The organism is Mesorhizobium sp. CA14 (assembly GCF_020165195.1).
In the GTDB taxonomy this organism is placed as follows: domain Bacteria; phylum Pseudomonadota; class Alphaproteobacteria; order Rhizobiales; family Rhizobiaceae; genus Mesorhizobium.
The window spans coordinates 338,842-359,201 of sequence record NZ_JAIUHR010000001.1; the positions used below are offsets into that span (position 1 = coordinate 338,842).

Below are 20,360 nucleotides of genomic sequence, written 5' to 3' on the forward strand. Positions count from 1 at the left end.
TCGAGGAAAACCAAAATGACGATCCCCGCACCGATCATTTCCGGCCCGATGGCGATCGAGAAGGAATGGATCGACTATAACGGCCATCTCAACATGGCCTACTATAACGTGCTGTTCGACCGCTGCTCGGACCAGGCGTTCGAACTGATGGGCATGGGGCCGAACTACGCCAAGGAGCGGCGCCTCACCATCTACACGGCCGAAGTTCATGTTTGCTACGTGCAGGAGTTGCACCTCGACCACAAGGTGAACGTGTCGTTCCAGCTGATCGACCATGACGAGAAGCGCCTGCGCGCCTACCAGGAAATCCGTCATGTCGACGGCTGGCTGGCGGCGACGTCCGAATCGCTGTCGCTGCATGTCGACATGGAGGGACCAAAGGTCGCTCCCTTCCCCGCCGACGTGATGGCCCAGGTCGAGGCCATGCGCGCCGCCCATGCGACGCTGCCGATGCCGGAGCGAGCCGGTCGCTCGATCGGCATCAGGCGCAAGAGCGCTTGATGCACCCGCACGCCCGCGTTAACCTTACCAAGGTTTTAACGTGAACAAGTCATTTGAGTCCGTTGAACGACTCAGTGGCGCGTTCGAAAACCCGCCGTACCGGGTTTGCGTACGGGGCGGCTGGCGGAATGCGGTACGAGGATAGTGCATGAAAACCGACATCAAGGTCGAGGTGGAGCGCCTGGCGGCCGATCCACGCATCACCGACTATGATTTCTGGCGATCGCTGAAGAACGTCAACAACGAGATATTCCACATCGCCAACAACAACGAACCTATCCCGTTCGACATGATCCGCTGGCGCGCGATTCTGAAGCAGGCGCGCGTGAAGCGCGGCCACGCCTGAGCCCGTCACTTCTGCCTGAACCCGCCCAGCGGCGAGCGCGGCTCGACCGGTGACGACTGGATGATGGCGGTGTTTGTCATCGCATAGGGAATGATCCGGTCGATCACGCGCTCGAGCTCGCTCATAGAGCCGACATGGGCGAGCGCGATGAAGCAGTCCTCGCCGGTCACCCGGTCGCATTGCGCGATTTCCGGCAGCTCGCGGATGATGTCCGCCACCACGGAAAGCTGTCCAGGAACCGGCCTGATCCTGAGCCATGCCGACAGCTTCATACCGAGAGCAGCCGGATTGATCCTGACCGTATAGGCCTGGATCACACCGTTCTCCTGCAGCTTGCGGATGCGCTCCGCCACGCTCGGCGCCGACAGCCCGACCGCGCGCGCCAGTTCCGCCGTGCTGCTGCGCGCGTCCTTTTCCAGGAGCCGCAGGAGCTTCAGATCGATCGCGTCCAGACCGACAATTTCACTTCGAAGGTTTTTCAACCCGAACCTCTCCCATCACAAAGCGAAAGGGCCATCTAGCCGTTCATTGCACATATAGTTAGTAGATTTCGCCTGCGATAATGCTCGCATGAAAACGCAAACGCAAATTCCAAATGCAAACCGGGCCATCGGTGATACCGATGCGCGCTCCGCCCTCGCCCGCCCTACGACACTTGCTGCAATGGCCGACGCCTTGCCGCCGCATCTCTGGTTCTGCGTCAGCGCCGTGTTCCATTATCTCGGGCCGGCCTTCGCCGTGCTGCTTTTCGCTCAGGTCGGCGTGCTCGGCATGGCTTGGCTGCGCATCGCCACCGCCGCCCTCGTCTTCGCCCCCCTGACCAGGCCCTGGCGCGTTTTCGCCCGCGCCGATCGCGCTCAGCGGCTCCTGTTGCTGGCCTTCGGCGCCTGCCTGGCGGTGATGAACTGCTCGTTCTACCTGGCGCTCGACCGGCTGCCGATCTCGCTGGTGGCGGCGATCGAATTCGTCGGCACGATCGCAGTCGCGCTGGTCGGCCTGCGCAGCCGGCGCAACTTTGCCGCGCTCGCCATTGCCGTGGCCGGCACCTTGCTTCTCATCGACGTGAAATGGTCGAGCGATCCCATCGGTTTGTCCTGGGCGTTTTTGAATGGCGCCCTCTTCGTCGGCTACATCGTGATCGGTCACCGCGTCGCCCGGGCAGGCTTCGGCATCGCCGGCCTCGGCGCCGCCATGGCGGTCGCATTCCTCGTCGTGTTGCCCATAGGCTTTCGCGAGGCGCTGCCCGCCTTCTCGTCGCCGCAACTGCTCGCCGCTGCGATCGGCGTCGGCGTCTGCTCGTCGGTCATCCCCTATATCTGCGACCAGCTCGCCATGGCGAGGTTGCCGCGCGCGAGCTTCGCGCTGATGCTCTCGCTCTTGCCGCTCACGGCAACGCTGATCGGCATCATCGTGCTGCGGCAGATACCGAGCGTCACCGACTGCATCGGCGTTGCGCTGGTCATCGCCGGGGTGGCCTTCCACAAGCCGGCGCAGGAATGATCTGCCGACGGCTGTGGTGGGGCCGTTTGCAGGCCGGGCTCACCTGAACATCAATACGCCTTAGGCCAGTTTCTCCTTCAGGAAAGCGACCGTCCGGCCCCATGCGAGATCGGCCGCCTTCTTGTCATAACGCGCGGCCGAGGTGTCGTTGTTGAAGGCGTGGTTGGCGCCGTCATAGACATAGACCTTGTATTCGACATGCGCAGCGTCGAGCGCCTTCTTGTAGGCGTCGATGCCGGCGTTGGTGCGTTCGTCCAACCCGGCATAGTGGAGCAGCAGCGGCGCCTTGATCTTCGCGGCGTCCTCGGCCTTGGGCTGCATGCCGTAATAGGCGACGCCGGCGCTGAGATCGGGCGCATGGACGGCAAGCTGGTTCACTGCCCCGCCGCCCCAGCAGAAGCCGACCGCCCCGACCTTGCCGTTGCCGTCCTTGAAGCCCTTGAGGTACGCGATCGTCGCCACGCCGTCGGCGGTGACTCGGGCCGCATCCAGCTTGGTGAACATGTCGCGCGCCTTGTCTTCGTCGGAAGGCGTTCCGCCAAGCGGCGACAGGAAGTCCGGTGCCAATGCGACGAACCCCTCCAGCGCCACGCGCCGGGCGACATCACGGATATGCGGGTTCAGCCCCCGATTCTCGTGGATGACGATGACGGCGCCGAGCTTGCCCTGCTGATCGGCCGGCTTGACCAGATAGCCCCTCATGTCGCCACCTGAGCCGGGATAGGTGATGTCCTCGCCCTTAACGCGGCTGTCATCCTCGGCGACGATCGCCGCCTGGGCGGAGTTGGCCGCCAGCATCGGCGCGATCGCGGCCGCCGCGGCGCCCGAGCCCGCCAGCTTCGTCAATTGCTCCATGAAGCGGCGGCGGTCGAGCGTCAGATGCGTGTATTCATCATAGGCATCGATCATCGCCTGCGTGATGACAGGCTGCGTGATGACGGGCTTTGCAACGGGGCTGGTCATGGTTGTCCTCGACGTCTAGTGCATGTCGCCCAAAAGTGCGCAGCGGTTTTGGGACAACGACACGCATCAAGCAACACCCTAAAGCGCGACACGTCCGACGTGGCGCGCTTTAGGCGGGTGATCCGCAAGATAGGGTCGAGTATCGCACGGTCCAGTCACGCCCCGGTGACGACCCTGCGGGGGAAGCTCTGGTAGAGCCAGGCCGCTGTCACGCCGACAAGCCGGCGTGATCCATCACATTTTGGTCATTTCCGAAAGGCTTGATGATGCTGTCACATCAGGGCGCGAAGTTGCCTCAGCCGCCCTACCGATACGAATGACGAAAAGGGGAATGCTATGAACGTCCAGGATATCATCAACGCCGTTTCCTCGAAGGCCGGCCTCGACGAGCCGACCACCGAGAAGGTTGTCGGCACTATCTTTTCCGTGCTCGAGCACGAGGCGGAAGGCACCAGCGTTTCATCTTTCTTCGCCCAGATTCCCGGCGCCGATGCGCTGGCCCAGAAATATGACGTGATGGCCGCCGGCGCGGCCAATTCGGGCGGCGGCCTTTTGTCGTCGCTGCAGGGCGCGCTGGGCGGCGTACTCGGCGAAAAGGCCGGCGCGCTGATCAACGGCGTTGCTGCCCTCAAGGCGTCCGGCCTCGACATGGCGCAGATCCAGAAGGCCGGCACGACACTGATCCAGCAGGCGGAAGCCGCCGCCGGTCCTGACCTGACCAATCAGGTGCTGGACCAGGTACCGAGCCTGAGGGGTCATCTCGGGCTTTGAAGCCTGACGCCGCCCTGCCTTATTTGGGCAGCGTGTAGGCCATCACATAATCACCCGGCTTGGTGCCGACCGAGCCGTGGCCGCCGGCGACGATGACGACGAACTGGCGGCCGTCGGCCACCGTATAGGTCATCGGCGTCGACTGACCGCCCGCCGGAAGCCTCGCCTGCCAGAGCTGCCTGCCGGTGGTGAGGTCGTAAGCGCGCAGATAATCGTCGACCGCGGCGCCCAGGAAAGCGACGCCGCCCGCCGTGATCATCGGCCCGCCTATGCCTGGAACGCCGACCTTGAAGGGCAAGGGCAGCGGCGTCATGTCGTAGACGGTGCCGTTGCGGTGCTTGTAGGCGATGTTCCCGGTCTTGAGGTCGACGCCGGCGACATAGCCCCAGGGCGGCGCCTGGCAGGGAATGCCGAGCGGCGACAGGAACGGTCCCATCACCACCGCGTAAGGCGCGCCTTCGTTGCGGTTCAGCCCCTGCTCGCTGCCCTTGGTGTCGCCCGGCGGCGGCACGTCCGCGCGCGGGATGAGCTTGGAGGTGAAGGCGAGATAGGTCGGCATGCCGAACATCACCTGCCGCACCGGATCGACCGCGACGCCACCCCAGTTGAAGACGCCGAAATTGCCGGGGTAGATCAGCGAGCCCTGAAGCGAGGGCGGCGTGTAGCGTCCCTCATAGCGCAACTTCTTCAATTCGATCCGGCACGCCAGCTGGTCGAATATGGTGATGCCCCACATGTCCGCGCCGGTCAGCGGCTTCGGATTGAAGGACAGGTCCGAGGCCGGCTGCGTCGGCGAGGCACGATCGCCCTCGATCGCGCCGCCGGGCGCCGGCACGTCCTTCACCGGGATGATCGGCTCGCCGGTGCGCCGGTCGAGCACATAGAGATCGCCCTGCTTGGTCGGTCCGACCAGCGCGGGCACGACGCCGTTCGCCGTGGTGATGTCGACCAGCGACGGCTGCGCCGGCACGTCCATGTCCCACAGATCGTGATGCACGGTCTGCCGCACCCAGCGCAATTGCCCGGTGTTGAGGTCGAGCGCGGTGATCGATGACGAGAACTTCTCGACATTGGCGCTGCGGCCCATGCCGAGCTGGTCCGGCGTCTGGTTGCCGAGCGGCACGTAGACAAGCCCGAGCTTCTCGTCGGCGCTCGCGGTAGACCACATGTTGGGCGAGTTGTGGGTGTAGGTCTGCCCGGCGGGCAGCGGCGTCGTCACATCCGGATTGCCCGAATCCCAGTTCCACAGCAGCGCGCCGGTGTCGACGTCGAAGGCGCGGATGACGCCGGACGGCTCCTCGGTCGAGTAATTGTCGTTGACCGCGCCGCCGACGATGATCTTGCCGCCGACGATCAGCGGCGCCGATGTCGAATAATAATAGCCCGACTTCGGATAGGGCATGTTGGTCATCAGGTTCAGCGTGCCGCCTTCGGCGAAGGACGGACACACCTGCCCGTTCGCGGCGTCGAGCGCGATCAGCCGGGCGTCGGAGGTCGGCAGGTAGATGCGCGCGGCGCAAGGCTGGCCGGCAGCGATCTTGGCGTCGGCATAATAGGACACGCCCCGGCAGGTCTGGTGCTGGCGGTTGGGGTCGAGCTTGATCTTCGGGTCGTAGCGCCACTTCTCCTTGCCGCTCGCGGCATCGATGGCGATGGCGAAATTATGCGGCGTGCAGATGAACAGCGCGTCGCCGATCTTCAGCGGCGTCACCTGATAGGTCGTCTCGCCGATATCGTCGGGGCCTTTCACATCGCCGGTGCGGTAGGTCCATGTCGGCTGCAGCTTGGCGACATTGTCGGGCGTGATCTGGTCGAGCGGCGAATAGCGCTGGCCGAAAGGCGTGCGACCGTAGAAGTGCCACTCGCCGGCCGGCATGTCGCCGCCGAGATTGGCCGTCGCCGTCACCTTTTCGGTGCCGAGCGTGCCGCCGATGTCGTAAGGATCGGCGGTCATCGAATAGCCGGCGACCGCAAGCGAGGCGAGCACGGCCAGGATCAGCAGCGCGCGTCCGTCCGGCCCCCGCAGCCCTCGCCTTGCCCATGGCGTCAAAAGCCACAAAGCGACGAGCACGATGACGCCGCCGCGCGGAGCGAGCTGCCACCAGTCGAAGCCGATTTCCCACACCGCCCAGCATAGTGTGGCGAGCACGAACAGCGCGTAGAGCCAGAGCGAGGTCGACCTGCGCCTGAAAAGCAGCCAGGCGGTGATCAGAAAAACCAGGCCGGCGATCAGGTAATACCAACTGCCGCCCAGCGCGATGAGCCAGATGCCGCCGCCGCCAAGAATGAGACCGATGAGGAAGAGGACGAGGGAGGTGATGGTGGTGGCCACGAAAGACTCCCGCAGTTATGCGCAGCAGAAAGATCCCCGCTACAAAGCTGGAACCAGTATGCTTCCGATTCTGTTCTGCAGCGGCAGTTTCGGTTGGCCTGTGCGCCGTGTCAATTCATGGCGCGCCGGTCCTCCCACTGCGCAATCGCCGTTCGATCCCGCTCGCCGGAGCGTGAGCGGGTGCGCATGCTGGACGGTCTTTCGGAAATCCGTCGGCCGGTGCTATGTCTTGTCGATGGACAGCGTTGCCACAATGCTCCGACGCGCCCGCGACGCCTATGAGAGGCGGGCTTGGGCGGATGCGCTGGGGTTGCTGCGGGCCGCGGACGAAGTCACCGCGTTGGGAACAGACGATCTGGAGCGCATGTTCTGGTCGGCTGGAATGCTTGATCGCGATCCCGATATCGTTGCCGCAGCCGAACGCCTGGTCAAAGCGCACAGCGATGCGGGCCGTGACGACAGAGCGGCATATTGGGCCTGCTTCCATGGCTCCCGACTTCTGGCACTGGGCGAGCATGGCCGCGCAACCGCGTGGCTGCAGCGGGCGCAGCGCCTTGTGGAGAGCTTTGGTCGCGAATGCTCGACACAAGGCTATCTGGCCTTGCTGGCGGCACAGAAAGATCTCCGGGCAGGCAGCGATGAAACATCCGCTGCGCATGCAAGACAGGCGCTTGCGATAGGCGAGCGCTGTCGCGATATCGACCTGGTCGCTTTCGCCAGATGCGTTCTCGGTCGCGCCCTGATACGGCAAGGGCGCGTCGAGGAAGGCATCGCCTCTCTGGATGAAGCCATGTTGCCCGTCATCGGCGGCGAGCTCTCGCCGGTAGTCACCGGGCTGGTCTATTGCAATCTCATCGCCGAGTGCCGTCAGGTCTATGCGCTCGATCGCTCCCGCGAATGGACGGATGCGCTGTCGGCCTGGTGCGGAGCGCAGCCGCAACTGGTTCAATTCAACGGTGCCTGCATGCTGCACCGGGCAGAGATCATGGAAATGAACGGCAATTGGCCGGAGGCGATCGCGGAGTCGCGCCGTGCGGCATCTTCTCCTGTTGCCAAGGCGGCTCGCGACAACACGATCGGGGGCGCCGCCTATCAAGAAGCCGAAATCCACCGCCTGCGCGGCGAATTCGCCGCCGCCGAGGAGATGTACCGGAATGCCAGCCGGCTAGGACTCGAGCCGCAGCCGGGCATGGCCTTGCTGCGCCTGATGCAAGGTCGCACGGAGCAGGCCGCAGCGACCCTGCGCCGTGTGCTCGCCACCACCGAAGCACCGCTCAGCCGTGCCCGCCTGCTTCCGGCGATGATCGAAATTGCAATCGCCGCCGGGGCGATCGAGGAGGCCTGCAACGCCTGCCGTGAGCTGGAAGCGACCGCCAGCCGGTTCGCGACCGAGATACTGGGTGCGATCGCATCTCAGGCAAGAGGCGAAATCGAAATGCACGACGGCAGTGCCGCGGCTGCGCTCGGTCACTTCCGCGCGGCGCTCGCGATCTGGCAACGTGCCGGCGCTCCCTATCTGGAGGCGCGGCTGCGCGTGCTGGCCGGCCAGGCCTGCCGTATGCTCGTGGACGAAGATGGCGCGGGACTCGAATTCGACGCCGCGCGTTCGATTTTTGTGGAGCTCGGCGCCGCGCCCGATCTCGATCGCCTCAACGCATTGGCCAGGCCCATCACGCCATCGGCGCACGGCCTGACGCGGCGCGAGATAGAGGTGCTGACCCATATCACCACCGGCAAGACAAACAGGACGATAGCGGTCGAACTTGGCCTCAGCGAAAAGACCGTCGACCGTCACGTTTCCAACATCTTCGACAAGCTCGCAGTCAACTCGCGCGCCGCGGCGACCGCCTACGCCTTCCAGCACGGCCTGCTCTAACGCATGTCGCCCAAATTGCGCAGTGTTTGAGGCAACGACGGTATCGAAACAAAGACTTGGAGTCGCCTGAATCCATTCCTAGCGGCGTGCTTTAGGCACTCCTAGCCCCGTGGGGAGAAATCCCCATCACTTTTCGTTTGCCGCATGGGGCCTATCCCCGAAGCGTGTCGACGGGCTGGTTCGCTACTCTTCTCCCATGGCGCAAGAAGCCGATGGAGACAGAGATGAACGGACGAACGGAAGCGATTTCAATTCACCAGGCAAATCCGCAAGGCACGGGCGCAATCGGCATAGCGGAGACGAAGGCGCGTGCCGGTGTGCTGCTCGAACTCGGAGCAGCCTTCATGAAACTTCAGGCCGACACCGCGCAGACGCAGCCGGGCGACGCGAACATCGACAGCGAGCCGCGCCCCGCGCCGCGAGAGGAGCATTTCGACGTCGTCATCGTCGGCGCAGGCCAGAGCGGCCTTTCCGTCGGCTACTATCTGGCCGGCAAGGGGATAAGGTTCGTCATCCTGGAAGCTCGCCAGCGCGTCGGGGATATTTGGCGCGCGCGATGGGATTCGCTGCGCCTTTTCACGCCGGCGCGCTTCGACGGACTGGCGGGCATGCGTTTTCCGGCCCCCGCTCATTTCTTCCCGACCAGGGATGAAATGGCCGATTATCTGGAAGCCTATGCCGAGAAATTCGCCTTGCCCGTACGCACGGGCACCAAGGTTGACGAGGTTAGTCGCCACGGCGAGCGTTATGTCGTCACCGCCGGCGCGAGCCGTTTTACCGCCGATCATGTCGTCATTGCCGCCGCGAGCTACCAGAAGCCGAAGCTTCCGGATTTCGCCGCGCTGCTTGATCCCGCGATACGGCAATTCCACTCATCCGCCTACCAAAATTCGTCGCAGCTCAGGCCTGGCGGGGTACTTCTGGTCGGGGCCGGCAATTCAGGTGCGGAGATTGCCATGGACCTGGCTGGCACGCGCCGCGTCTGGCTGGCCGGCCGGCATCCAGGCCACATTCCCGTGGCCTACAACGGCACCATCGCTCTCCGTGTGGTGATACCGTTCGTTTTCCGCGTCCTTCTCCACCGTCTGCTTTCCGTGGATACGCCGATCGGGCGGAAGGCAAGACCAGCACATCTCGTCCATGGCCTGCCCCTGATCCGGGTAAGACCGCAACACATGGACGCGGCCGGGATAAACCGGGTTGCGCGTGTCGCCGCCGTCAAGGACGGCAAACCGGTGCTCGAGACCGGCGAGGCTCTCGATGTCGAGAACGTTATCTGGTGCACCGGCTTCCGGCCCGGACTGGACTGGGTCAAACTGCCGGTTTTCGATGTAAGCGGCCGGCCGGGGCAATATCGCGGGGCCGTTACCGGCGAACCTGGGCTCTACGTCTGCGGCCTGCCATTCCAGCACTCCCCCTCCTCGACAATGATTCACGGCGCGGAAAGAGACGCCGGCTACGTGGCGGATACGATAAGCGAGCGGATGCGGATCGCCAAAACCTGGAACAAAACGTAGACAGTTCTGGTCTTTCGCTCCCGAATCACTACATTCGGGGGCGATGTCGGGCTTTTCCGAAGACATGCCTTTTTTCGATGAACCGAATGCGCGGCCCGCTGCGGCCCCATCCGGCATAGCCGCGCGCGCCATGGCGGCGCGCAGCGGGCAGAACGGCGTGCCCGATTATCTCAAGGGCCTGAACCCGGAGCAGCGGCTTGCGGTCGAAACGACTGAAGGCCCGGTTTTGGTGCTGGCCGGCGCAGGCACCGGCAAGACGCGGGTGCTCACCACCCGCATCGCCCACATCCTTGCCACGGGCAGGGCCTTCCCCTCGCAGATCCTGGCCGTCACCTTCACCAACAAGGCCGCGCGCGAGATGAAGCAGCGCATCGGTATCCTGATCGGTGAAGGCAATGTCGAGGGCATGCCCTGGCTCGGCACCTTCCACTCGATCGGCGTGAAGCTGCTTCGCCGCCACGCCGAGCTGGCCGGGCTGAAATCGGACTTCACCATCCTCGACACCGACGACGTGGTGCGGCTGATCAAGCAATTGATCCAGGCCGAAGGGCTGGACGACAAGCGCTGGCCGGCCAAGACCTTCGCCCAGATGCTCGACAACTGGAAGAACAAGGGTCTTGGCCCCGACGAAATCGCGGAAGGCGATGCGCGCAGCTTCGGCAACGGCAAGGGCCGCCAGCTCTACAAGGCCTACCAGGAACGGCTGCAGACGCTGAATTCCTGCGACTTCGGCGACCTGCTCTACCATCCGATCCGCATCTTCCGCGCCTATCCGGACGTGCTGAAGGAATACCACCGCAAGTTCAAATACATACTGGTCGATGAATACCAGGACACAAACACCGCGCAGTACATGTGGCTGCGGCTTCTGGCGCAGAGGCCCAATTCTGGACGCGGCCCATCGGCCGAAGGCCGCAAGCCCGACCGGGCGTCGGCCGGCCAGGCCGCCCCTGCGGAGGCCAGTGAGCGAAGCGAGCGCGCGGCCGTGAGCGAGAACAAAGTCAACATCTGCTGCGTCGGTGACGACGACCAGTCGATCTATGGCTGGCGCGGCGCCGAGGTCGACAACATCCTGCGCTTCGACAAGGATTTCCCGGGCGCCACTATTATCCGGCTGGAGCGCAACTATCGCTCCACCGCGCATATATTGGGCGCCGCCTCCCACCTCATCGCCCACAATGAGGGCCGCTTCGGCAAGACGCTGTTCACCGACCGCGACGACCCCGAAGACGACAAGGTGCATGTCCACGCCGCCTGGGACTCGGAAGAAGAGGCCCGGGCCATCGGCGACGCCATCGAGGCCTATCAGCGGCAGAAGCACAATCTCAACGACATGGCGATCCTGGTGCGCGCCTCCTTCCAGATGCGCGCCTTCGAAGACCGCTTCATCACGCTGGGCTTGAACTACCGCGTTATCGGCGGCCCGCGCTTCTATGAGCGCCTGGAAATCCGCGACGCGCTTGCCTTCTTCCGCGTCGTGGCCAATGGCGGCGACGACCTCGCCTTCGAGCGCATTGTCAACGTGCCGAAGCGCGGGCTGGGCGAAGCCACCATCCGCCAGATCCATGATACGGCGCGGGCCATGCGCATTCCGATGCTGGAGGCCGCCGCGACGCTTGCCGAAAGCGACGAGCTGAAGCCGAAGCCGCGCGCCGCATTGCGTGAGGTCGCGGCCAATTTCGAGCGCTGGCAAAAGGCGTTGGAAACCACCCCGCACACCGAGCTTGCCGAGACTATCCTCGAGGAAAGCGGCTACACCGACATGTGGAAGAACGATCGTTCGGCGGAGGCGCCCGGGCGGCTGGAAAACCTCAAGGAGCTGATCCGCTCCATGGAGGAGTATGAATCGCTGCGCGCCTTCCTCGAGCATGTCGCGCTGGTTATGGAAGCCGAGCAAGGCGAATCGCAAGATGCGGTCTCGATCATGACGCTGCATTCGGCCAAGGGCCTTGAATTCGAGACCGTCTTCCTGCCCGGCTGGGAGGAAGGCCTGTTCCCGCATCAGCGCGCGCTGGATGAAGGCGGACGCTCCGGCCTCGAGGAAGAGCGCCGGCTCGCCTATGTCGGCCTGACGCGCGCCAAGAAGAACCTGCACATCTGGTTCGTCTCCAACCGCCAGATTCACGGCCTGTGGCAATCGACGATCCCGTCGCGCTTTGTCGACGAATTGCCCGAAACCCATATCGATATCGCCGACAGCGGCAACAGCTACGGCGGCTACGGCAATCCCTATGGCGGCGGCGCCTTCGCTTCCGGGCGCGGCGGCGGACGGCAGAACCCCTACGGCGCCTCGCGCTTCGACAATATCGGCGCCAAGGACCAGGGCAGCTTCTCCAACACCTATGCCACGCCCGGCTGGCAACGCGCGCAGGCGAACCGCACCGAGGCGACCGACCGCAACTGGGGCACGCGCTCCGGCCACCAGGTCGAGCGCATCGGCTATGGCGAGACCGATTCAGGCTACGGCGCCGGCCGCACCAGCGTGAAGGGCCGCACCATCGAGGGCGAGCTGGTGGCCAAATCCGTCGCCGACACGCCATCCGCCTTCAATGTCGGCGACCGCGTCTTCCACCAGAAATTCGGCAACGGCAACATCGCCGCGATCGACGGCAACAAGCTCACCATCGACTTCGACAAGGCCGGGCAGAAACGCGTGCTGGACGGGTTTGTCGCGCCGGTGTGACCGGCCTCCTCACCTGTACCTTGCCTGGTTCCATTTGTGGCCGAGCAGCGACAGGATGATGATCAGCCCGTTGAAGAACTGGACGTAGAAGCCGCTCAGGCCCGCCGCGACAACCCCGGTCTGGATGAACGAAACGGTGACCGCGCCGATCGCGCCGCCAACCACCGTGCCGATGCCGCCCCAGGTCGGCGTGCCGCCGACGAACACCGAGGCCAGCACCGGCAACAGATAGCCATCGCCCGCCGTCGGCCACCAGGTGAAATTGATCATCACCGAGAAGGTGCCGGCGATCGCCGCACCAATCCCGACGAAGACGAACACTTTCACCCGGACCCATTTAACGTCGATGCCCATCTGCCTGGCGCTGTCGGGATTGTCGCCGACCACTTTCACCTGCGCGCCGAAGCGGTGACGGTTGTAGAGCAGCGCCGAGAAGACGACGAAGGCAATCGCCCAGAAGATCTGCACGGGGATGCCCCAGACCTGGCTGGAGAAGATCTTGTAGGCCGAGCTGTCTGCAAGGCCGGTCAGCGCCGTCGATTTGCCTTCGTTGATGATCTGGATCAGGCCGCGCAGCAGGAAGTTCATGCCGAGCGTGGCGATCAGCGACGACAGCCCGCCATAGACGACCAGCGAGCCGACCAGGAAACCGAGCAGCGTGCCGGTAAGAAGCGCCGCCGCGATGCCGAGGAACGGATCGTAGCCGGCCTGCACCACCAGCGCGAAGACCCAGGAGGCAAAGCCCATCGTCGCCGGGAACGACAGGTCGATCTCCCCGCAGGTGACGACGAAGACCAGCGGCACGACCACGAATAGCGCGACGGGAAGCGTCGTCAGCACGGAACTGTAGAGATACCAGGTGGTGAACACCGTCGGGTTGGCGATGATGAACACCGCCATCATGACGATGAATACGGCAAGCGTGCCGAGCGATGCGCGATTGTCGATGACGAAGCCGCGCAACCAATGGTTGGACGGATGGCTCCATTCCTTGGCTGGCTTCTTGGCTACCTGGCCGCTTGCCCTTCCCAGAGGAGTTTGCAGATCGGGTTCCATCGCCTTGCTCATCACGCTCTCTGCTCCGCACCGTCGTGCAGCCCCGGCAACCCGCCGGGATGCGCCACGTCTTCCATGAAATTGATGAGGTCCTCGGCCGACTTGACTTCGGTGCGGCCGGCCGTCAGCGCCACCTTGCCGCGGTCTAGCACGACGAAGCGGTCGGCGATGTCGAAGACATGGTGGATGTTGTGGCCGATGAACAGGATCGAGCGGCCGCTCGCCCGCACCTGGCGCACGAAATGGAAGACCTTGGCGGTCTCGGTCAGCGACAGCGCCGTCGTCGGCTCGTCGAGGATGATCAGCTCCGCCTGCTTGTAGATGGCGCGCGCGATCGCCACGCCCTGGCGCTCGCCGCCCGAAAGCTGACCGACGATCGAATGCGGCGTGAACACTTTCGAGGTGAAGCCGATCTCGCGCATCAGCCGGCTTGCCTCCTCGATCTCCTTATTGACCTTCAGCCAGCCCATGAAGCTGGTCAGCTCGCGGCCCATGAAGATGTTGCGCACGATCGTCTGCTGCACGGCCAGAGCCCGGTCCTGGAACACGGTCTCGATGCCTGCGTCACGCGAGCGCGCCGCGCTCCATCCGCTGACCGGCTTGCCGCGCACCAGGATCTCGCCGCTGGTCGGCTTGACCACCCCGGACAGGATCTTGATCAGTGTCGACTTGCCGGCGCCATTGTCGCCGATCAGGCCAACCACCTCGCCGCGATCGACACTGAGGTCGACGCCGCCGAGCGCATAGACCTGGCCATAGGATTTTTTGATGTCGCGCAGTTCGATGATGCGTTCGCTCATGCGATCCTCGCTGGAATTGACTGCCTGCCGGTCATCTCGCCGGCCGGGCAATAATCCCGGCCGGCGGCTTGGGAGATCAACGCAATGCCTGCTTGGCCAGCTCGGAGACGATCTCGTAGTTCTGCGGCGTAACGAAGCCGGCGCCGGTGTCGACATTCATCGGCGCGAGGCCAAGCACCACCTGCTGGCAAAGACTGAGGATCGGCAGATAGCCCTGCAGGAACGGCTGCTGGTCGGCTGTCAGCTGCACCCAGCCGCCCTTGAAGCCTTCGACGATCTGCGGACTGGTGTCGAAGCCGAAGTTGAAAATGTCACCCGGCTTCCTGCCCGCCGCCTGCATATAGGTCGCGACATTGCCGAGCATCTGGCCGCCGGGATAGCCGACCGCCTTGACGTCGGGGTGGTTGAGCAGCGCCGCGGTGATCACCGGAATGGCGAGGTTGGGATCGGACGCCCATTCGCCGCTCGGCGGCGAGGACAGCTGGATCACCTCGACGCCGGCTTCTTTCAGGGCCGCGACAGTGCCGCGCTCGCGCGCGCCGCGGTTCTCGTTCTCGAACGGACCGATCATGATCGCCTTGTCGCCCGCCTTGAGCTTGCCGAGCTTGAACGCCTCGGCGCCGAGCGCGCGGCCCTGCTGCTCCTGCTGCGCGCCGACATAGCCGCCGCCGAACGCCGCCACCACCTTCGGCACCGGCACGTTCTGGTACATCATCTTGATGCCGTCCTTATGCGCCTGTTCGGCCAGCGGCATGATCGCGGCGTCGCCCGGATGGCCCATCATGGCGATGCCCTGGGGCTTGACCGCGACCGCCTCGCGCAATTGCTGCACCATCTTCTCGACGTCCCATTGCGAGAAGATGTAGTCGACTTTCGGCCCGAGATCGGCAGCCGCCTGCTTGGCGCCATTATAGACGATGGTGCCGAAGGCATCGCCCTCGGCGCCGCCGACGAAGAAGCGGATGTGCACGTCCTTGCACCATTGCGCGTCCAGCGCCTGTGCCGGCAAGGTGGAGATCGAGGCGCAAAGCGCCGTGGCGGCCGCCACGACGGTCGAGCGCAGAACAGTCCTTCTGGTCGTCATGCTCATGCACGTTCCTCCCTTTTGATCCCTCCCGATAGAGGGTTTTCGAATTGATCTGCGTCTTCGGACGGCCGGCTCCTCCCGCCGGCCAATCCTCAACTTGGCCTCAGGCCGGATTGGGCAGGTAGTTGGACCCTCCCCGGCATTGCTTCAGATAGTCGAGCGCACGCGCCTGTCCGGTGATCTCTAGGTCGCCGCGATAGACCGGATCGTGCCAGCCCTCGATGTCGATAGCGCCCTTGTAGCCGGCAAGCCGCAACTCGCTGATCACCCGCGTCCAGTCGCTGTCGCCGAAACCCGGCGTGCGCATCTGCACGAAAGGCAGGCGCCCGAACACGCCATGCTCGCGGATCACGTCCCAGCGCACCGTCGCGTCCTTGCCGTGGACATGGAAGATGCGCGGCGCCCATTTGCGGATCTGCGGTATCGGGTCGATGAGATAAACGAGCTGGTGGCAGGGTTCCCATTCGAGGCCGAGATTGTCGTTGGGCAACTCGTTGAACATCAGCTCCCAGGCGTCCGGGTTATGTGCGATATTCCAGTCGCCGCTCGCCCAGTTGCCGTCCATGGCGCAGTTCTCGAAGGCGATGCGCACGCCTTTGTCGGCGGCGCGTTTCGCCAACGGCCCCCAGACCTCGCGGAAGCGTGGGAGGCTGTCGGTCAGCTTCTTGCCGCGGATGCGGCCGGTGAAGCCGCTGACAATGGACGTCCCGAACAGATGCGCATTGTCGATGACGGTCTCCCAGGCCGCGAGCACGCCGCGATCAACCTCGCCGCCTTCCAGCGGATTGCCGAACACGCCGATCGACGACACGGTGACGTCGGCATCGCCGATCGCTTCGCGGATTTCGCCCGCCAGGCGCTTCAGGTCCTTGCCGCCCAACGTCTGCCAGAAGAAAGGCTGGATGCTCTCGAAGCCGAGCGGCAGGATCTGCCTGACATAGGCCGCCGGGTCGTCGAGATTGGCCCGCACCATGGTGCCGATCCTGATGTCGAGAAGCGGGTTTGGCATCATTGTGCTTCCTTGGCGATTGCCACGCGCCGCCCGCTCTCCGCGCTTTCGATCGCGCCGAAGACCATGGCCAGGCTCTTGATGTTGTCGGCGCCGCGCGTCTCCGGCTCGGCGCCGGTCTCGATCGCGTGCATGAAATCCTGGATGATGCCGAGATGGCCGTCGACGCGGTCGGTCGGATCGAGCGGCGGCACTTCGATCGGCTGGGTCTTGTCGATGATGCCGTCGCGGCCGGACGCAACCACCTCCGCCTTGAGCCCGTCATGGCCGTCCCACAGCACGCTGCCGCGCTCGGCGACGATGCGCCAGCTGCCTTCCCAGCTGGTGCGAAAACCGTCCGCGCACCAGGAGCCGGCATAGGTGAACACCTTGCCGCCGCCGAGATCGAAGACGGCGCTCGCCGATGAGCCCTGCCGGTACCAGGAATTGGCCGGCTCCCATTCCTGGCAGTAGACGCCGGCCGGTTCGCCGGCGACCATGTAGCGCGCGGCGTCGAAAGTGTGGATCGCCATGTCGAGCAAAAGCACGTGGCGCATCTCCTCGCGAAAGCCGCCGAAATGCGGCGCGACGAAGAAATCGGCATGGATGCTGGTCGGCGCGCCGATAGCGCCGGAGTCGAGGAACCGCCTGATGCGCCTGACATTGGCGACGTAGCGCCGGTTCTGGACGACGGCATGGACCCGACCGGCGCGACGCGCTGCCTCGACAATGACCCGCGCGTTTTCGGGACTGTCGGCCAGCGGCTTTTCGGTGAGCAGATGGCAATGATGGGCAAAGGCCGAAAGCGCGACCTCGCGGCGGGCTGCCGGGACCACGACGTCGAATACGGCGTCGGGCTTCGTCTCATCGAGAACGGCGTCGAGGCTGGTGCCGATCACTGCATTGGAGAGCTCGTACTCGCGCGCCCTCGCTTGCGCCCGGTCGGCGTCGAGATCGACGAGGCCAACAATGGCGAGCCCGTCGATCTGCTTCACGGCATCGAGCCAGTGCTTGCTCATCGCTCCGCACCCGGCCAGGACGACCTTCATCATCCAGCGCTCCTCCTCGGCTCGGCCCCTTCAGGCCGAGTGTCACGGCGTCCACGGCATCACCGTAAACGTATTTCCGTAAACGTTTACGAGAACACACCCGATAGCGTAGAATGTCAACCGGCTGCCTGCAAAAATCGTCCCGAAGCCTTGGCCTGAGCGGCAGCCGGTGCTAGCCAAGGCAGGGGGAGAATCCGTCCTTGGCGTCCAGCATCCACGATCTCGCGCGTCACCTGAACATCTCGATCGGCACCGTGTCGCGCGCGCTGAACGGCCGCGCCGACGTCAATGCCGACACGCGCCAGCGCGTGCTCGAAGCGGCCAGGAAGCTGAACTATTCGCCCAATCAGTCAGGCCGCAGCCTGCGCCAGGGCGCCACCCGTTCGATCGCCTTCATGCTGCAGCCGCATCCCGGCGACCAGCAATATGGCGAGCCGTTCTTCATCCCGTTCCTGACGGGCCTGCAGGCGCGGCTCGCCGAGCATGACCTGGATCTGATGGTCGTCATGGGTGAGCCCGGCCAATATCAGCAGGAGCGGTTGCGCCGCGTGGTCGAGACGCGCCGGGCCGACGCGGTCGTGTTGGCCAATACGCGAAGGGAAGACGATCGGATCGACTATCTCAGCAAGGCCGGCTTTCCCTTCGCCACGCTTGGCCGAAGTCAGTCCGGCGGCGACACGTATCCTTCACTCGATATCGATTTCGAGAGGGCGGGTGATGAAGCCGTCGACCGGCTGGTCGCGCGCGGCCACCGCCGCATTGCCGCGATCCGCCCTTCGCTTGATCTCAACTTCGGCTACCTGTTCCTCGACGGCTACCGCAAGGCGCTGAAGCGGCACGGTATCGAGGTCGACCCCGACCTGATCGCCGATGGCTTCATCAACGAGACCGGCGGCTACCAGGTGACGCCGCAAGTAATGCGCTCCAAGAACCCGCCGACGGCGATCATCTTCAACAATGACGCTATGGCGCTCGGCGGCTGCAAGGCGCTGGCCGAGATGGGTATCAAGCCGGGCCACGACATGGCCGTGATCGTCATCGTCGACACGCCGCTCTGCCGTTACTTCTCGCCGACGCTGACCGCCTTCCGTCCGTCGCTGGAGCCGATGGGCCGGCGGCTGGCCGAGATGCTGCTCGCCTCGCTTCCCGCCTTCGCCGGACCTGAGGGCACACGCATCATCCGCGAGGTCTGGCCGCTGGAGCTGATTGCAAGAGAGAGCGATTGAGCACCCCTTTCCCTTCTCCCCCTGTGGGAGAAGGAAACTGTCACGCAACCATCACGTTCACGTCCTAGACCGCTCGACGGCTAGGGCTGGCCGCATCGTCGATGCCGCGCGCCCTTTTGAGCCAACGCCGCTCTGCTCGTCAAGAAGGGGATATCGATGAAACACCTCAACCGAACCGTCGCGCTCGGCGCGGCGCTTGCCCTGTTCACCGCCGTGACGCCGGCGCTTGCCGACGGCGTCGCTTACGTCGACAAGGGACTAGTCGGCGTCGGCCGCATTCCGGCCAGCCAGAAGGACAAGTTCGGCGAGACTTTCGGTTCGGGGTCCGGCATGGCGATGGACGCCAAGTCCTGGGCGCGCGACGGCTCGGGCTACAAGGGTTCGCTCTGGCTGCTGCCGGACCGCGGCTACAATGTCGTCGGCACCACCGATTATCGCCCGCGCCTCAACACCATTTTGATCGAACTGACCCCGACTGCTCCCGGCGCGGCGCCCGCCGCAGGACAGGAACAGACGGGCGTCAAGACGACGCTTTCCGACACCATGCTGTTGACCGACCACAAGGGCGCCGACGCCACCGGCCTCGATCCGCTGAACGGCGTGCGCGAAGCCGCCGGCGACATGCCGATCCTGCCGCAGGCCGACAACGGCAAGCTGGCGCTGGACGACGAGGCGATCGTGCGCCTGCCCGACGGCACGATGTTCATCTCCGACGAATATGGTCCCAACATCTACCGCTTCTCGGCCGAAGGCCGTCTGATGTCGGCGACCCAGCCGCCCGCGGCGCTGGTGCCGATGCGCCACGGCAAGCCGAACTTCGCTTCCGACAATCCCGGCCCGGGCGCCGCCGAACCCGATCCGAAGGACCCTGAGACCGGCCGCCAGAACAACCAGGGCCTCGAAGGCATGTCGATGACGCCGGACGGCAAGTTCCTGATCGCCGTGCTGCAGTCGGCGGCCCGCCAGGACGGCGGCGATTCCGGCTCGACCCGCCAGAACACCCGCGCGCTGGTCTATGACGCTTCCGACCTTGCCCATCTCAAGCTGGCGCATGAATATGTCGTGCCGCTGCCGGTCTTCAAGGATGCCAAGGGCAAGACCAAGGTGGCCGCGCAGAGCGAGATCGTCGCGCTCTCCGACAAGAGCTTCCTGATGCTGGCGCGCGACTCTGGCAACGGCCAGGGCGTCAAGGGCGACGAGTCGCTCTATCGCAAGATCGAGATCGTCGACCTCTCCCTCGCCACCGATATCGCCAACGGCCCGTTCGACGCCGCCGACAAGCCGGTCGCGCCGAAGGGCAAGCTCGACCCGTCGGTGACGCCGGCCAAGCTGACGCCGTTCATCGACATCAACGACAAGGGCGAGCTTGGCCGCTTCGGCCTGCACAATGGCGCGCCGAACGACAGGAACAACCTGTCCGAGAAGTGGGAGGCGATGTCGCTGGTCTCCGTGCTCGATCCGAAGCTGCCCGACGACTATTTCCTGTTCGTCGCCAACGACAACGACTTCCTTACACAGGACGGCTTCCAGGTCGGCGCTTCGTACAAGGCCGAGGACGGCGCCGATGTCGACACCACCTTCCTGGTCTATCAGGTCACCCTGCCCGGACTGTCCGGGAACAGCCTCGCCGCGAACTAGTTCTGCCCTAACTAGTTCTGCTCTGGA

The 20,360-nt window shown here is 64.6% G+C and carries 17 protein-coding genes; 9 read left to right on the plus strand and 8 right to left on the minus strand.

Translation table 11 applies throughout. From position 1 onward, the window contains the following. Nucleotides 1-15 precede the first annotated feature (15 nt). Both LB565_RS01650 and LB565_RS01655 read left to right on the plus strand, forming a co-directional pair. On the plus strand, nucleotides 16-501 hold the full coding sequence (locus LB565_RS01650) for a thioesterase family protein (protein WP_224581443.1): 486 nt from the start codon (nucleotides 16-18) through the stop codon (nucleotides 499-501). A 148-nt stretch (nucleotides 502-649) separates the two neighbouring features. Then, nucleotides 650-847, plus strand: a complete 198-nt coding sequence (locus LB565_RS01655; protein WP_224516364.1) for a hypothetical protein — start codon at nucleotides 650-652, stop codon at nucleotides 845-847. Nucleotides 848-852: 5 nt separating this feature from the next. Here the strand turns inward: LB565_RS01655 and LB565_RS01660 are convergent, their stop codons facing one another. Next, nucleotides 853-1,329 carry an Lrp/AsnC family transcriptional regulator gene (locus LB565_RS01660; RefSeq protein WP_224581444.1) on the minus strand — a complete coding sequence of 159 codons (477 nt, stop codon included), beginning with the start codon at nucleotides 1,327-1,329 and terminating at the stop codon, nucleotides 853-855. Between the two features lie 181 nt (nucleotides 1,330-1,510). Between LB565_RS01660 and LB565_RS01665 the strand changes: the two genes are divergently transcribed. Then, nucleotides 1,511-2,347 (plus strand): EamA family transporter, encoded by an 837-nt coding sequence (locus LB565_RS01665; RefSeq protein WP_224581445.1) that lies wholly within the window; start codon nucleotides 1,511-1,513, stop codon nucleotides 2,345-2,347. A gap of 60 nt (nucleotides 2,348-2,407) precedes the next feature. Here the strand turns inward: LB565_RS01665 and LB565_RS01670 are convergent, their stop codons facing one another. After that, entirely contained in the window at nucleotides 2,408-3,310 is a 903-nt protein-coding gene (locus LB565_RS01670) for a dienelactone hydrolase family protein (RefSeq protein WP_224581446.1), read from the minus strand. A 336-nt stretch (nucleotides 3,311-3,646) separates the two neighbouring features. Here LB565_RS01670 and LB565_RS01675 point away from each other — a divergent pair, with 336 nt between their 5' ends. Next, nucleotides 3,647-4,081, plus strand: coding sequence for a hypothetical protein (locus LB565_RS01675; RefSeq protein WP_224581447.1), 435 nt, complete (start codon nucleotides 3,647-3,649; stop codon nucleotides 4,079-4,081). 19 nt (nucleotides 4,082-4,100) lie between these two features. Here the strand turns inward: LB565_RS01675 and LB565_RS01680 are convergent, their stop codons facing one another. Then, nucleotides 4,101-6,413 carry a glucose/quinate/shikimate family membrane-bound PQQ-dependent dehydrogenase gene (locus LB565_RS01680; RefSeq protein WP_224581448.1) on the minus strand — a complete coding sequence of 771 codons (2,313 nt, stop codon included), beginning with the start codon at nucleotides 6,411-6,413 and terminating at the stop codon, nucleotides 4,101-4,103. Nucleotides 6,414-6,648: 235 nt separating this feature from the next. Between LB565_RS01680 and LB565_RS01685 the strand changes: the two genes are divergently transcribed. The 3 genes from LB565_RS01685 (at nucleotide 6,649) to LB565_RS01695 (ending at nucleotide 12,489) form a co-directional block, all read left to right on the plus strand. After that, nucleotides 6,649-8,289: a helix-turn-helix transcriptional regulator gene (locus tag LB565_RS01685; protein WP_224581549.1), complete on the plus strand. Its 1,641-nt coding sequence runs from the start codon at nucleotides 6,649-6,651 to the stop codon at nucleotides 8,287-8,289. 317 nt (nucleotides 8,290-8,606) lie between these two features. Further along, nucleotides 8,607-9,806: a flavin-containing monooxygenase gene (locus tag LB565_RS01690; protein WP_224581449.1), complete on the plus strand. Its 1,200-nt coding sequence runs from the start codon at nucleotides 8,607-8,609 to the stop codon at nucleotides 9,804-9,806. A 43-nt stretch (nucleotides 9,807-9,849) separates the two neighbouring features. Continuing rightward, nucleotides 9,850-12,489 carry an ATP-dependent helicase gene (locus LB565_RS01695; protein ID WP_224581450.1) on the plus strand — a complete coding sequence of 880 codons (2,640 nt, stop codon included), beginning with the start codon at nucleotides 9,850-9,852 and terminating at the stop codon, nucleotides 12,487-12,489. A gap of 9 nt (nucleotides 12,490-12,498) precedes the next feature. Here the strand turns inward: LB565_RS01695 and LB565_RS01700 are convergent, their stop codons facing one another. From LB565_RS01700 to LB565_RS01720, 5 genes are all read right to left on the minus strand, one after another. Next, entirely contained in the window at nucleotides 12,499-13,557 is a 1,059-nt protein-coding gene (locus tag LB565_RS01700; RefSeq protein WP_224581451.1) for an ABC transporter permease, read from the minus strand. Next, nucleotides 13,557-14,345, minus strand: coding sequence for an ATP-binding cassette domain-containing protein (locus LB565_RS01705; RefSeq protein ID WP_224581452.1), 789 nt, complete (start codon nucleotides 14,343-14,345; stop codon nucleotides 13,557-13,559). Before LB565_RS01705 ends, LB565_RS01700 begins: the two co-directional genes overlap by 1 nt. A 76-nt stretch (nucleotides 14,346-14,421) precedes the next feature. Beyond that, nucleotides 14,422-15,435: a substrate-binding domain-containing protein gene (locus LB565_RS01710; RefSeq protein ID WP_224581453.1), complete on the minus strand. Its 1,014-nt coding sequence runs from the start codon at nucleotides 15,433-15,435 to the stop codon at nucleotides 14,422-14,424. Nucleotides 15,436-15,535: 100 nt separating this feature from the next. Then, nucleotides 15,536-16,444, minus strand: a complete 909-nt coding sequence (locus LB565_RS01715) for a sugar phosphate isomerase/epimerase family protein (RefSeq protein WP_224581454.1) — start codon at nucleotides 16,442-16,444, stop codon at nucleotides 15,536-15,538. Next, complete coding sequence (locus LB565_RS01720) at nucleotides 16,441-17,472, minus strand: Gfo/Idh/MocA family protein (RefSeq protein WP_224581455.1); 1,032 nt, start codon at nucleotides 17,470-17,472, stop codon at nucleotides 16,441-16,443. The genes LB565_RS01715 and LB565_RS01720 overlap by 4 nt, the downstream gene beginning before the upstream one ends. Before the next feature lie 197 nt (nucleotides 17,473-17,669). Between LB565_RS01720 and LB565_RS01725 the strand changes: the two genes are divergently transcribed. Both LB565_RS01725 and LB565_RS01730 read left to right on the plus strand, forming a co-directional pair. Continuing rightward, on the plus strand, nucleotides 17,670-18,695 hold the full coding sequence (locus LB565_RS01725; RefSeq protein ID WP_224581456.1) for a LacI family DNA-binding transcriptional regulator: 1,026 nt from the start codon (nucleotides 17,670-17,672) through the stop codon (nucleotides 18,693-18,695). A gap of 156 nt (nucleotides 18,696-18,851) precedes the next feature. Next, the gene (locus LB565_RS01730; RefSeq protein ID WP_224581457.1) at nucleotides 18,852-20,333 is read left to right on the plus strand and encodes an esterase-like activity of phytase family protein; all 1,482 of its coding nucleotides are present in this window, start codon (nucleotides 18,852-18,854) and stop codon (nucleotides 20,331-20,333) included. Nucleotides 20,334-20,360 lie beyond the last annotated feature (27 nt).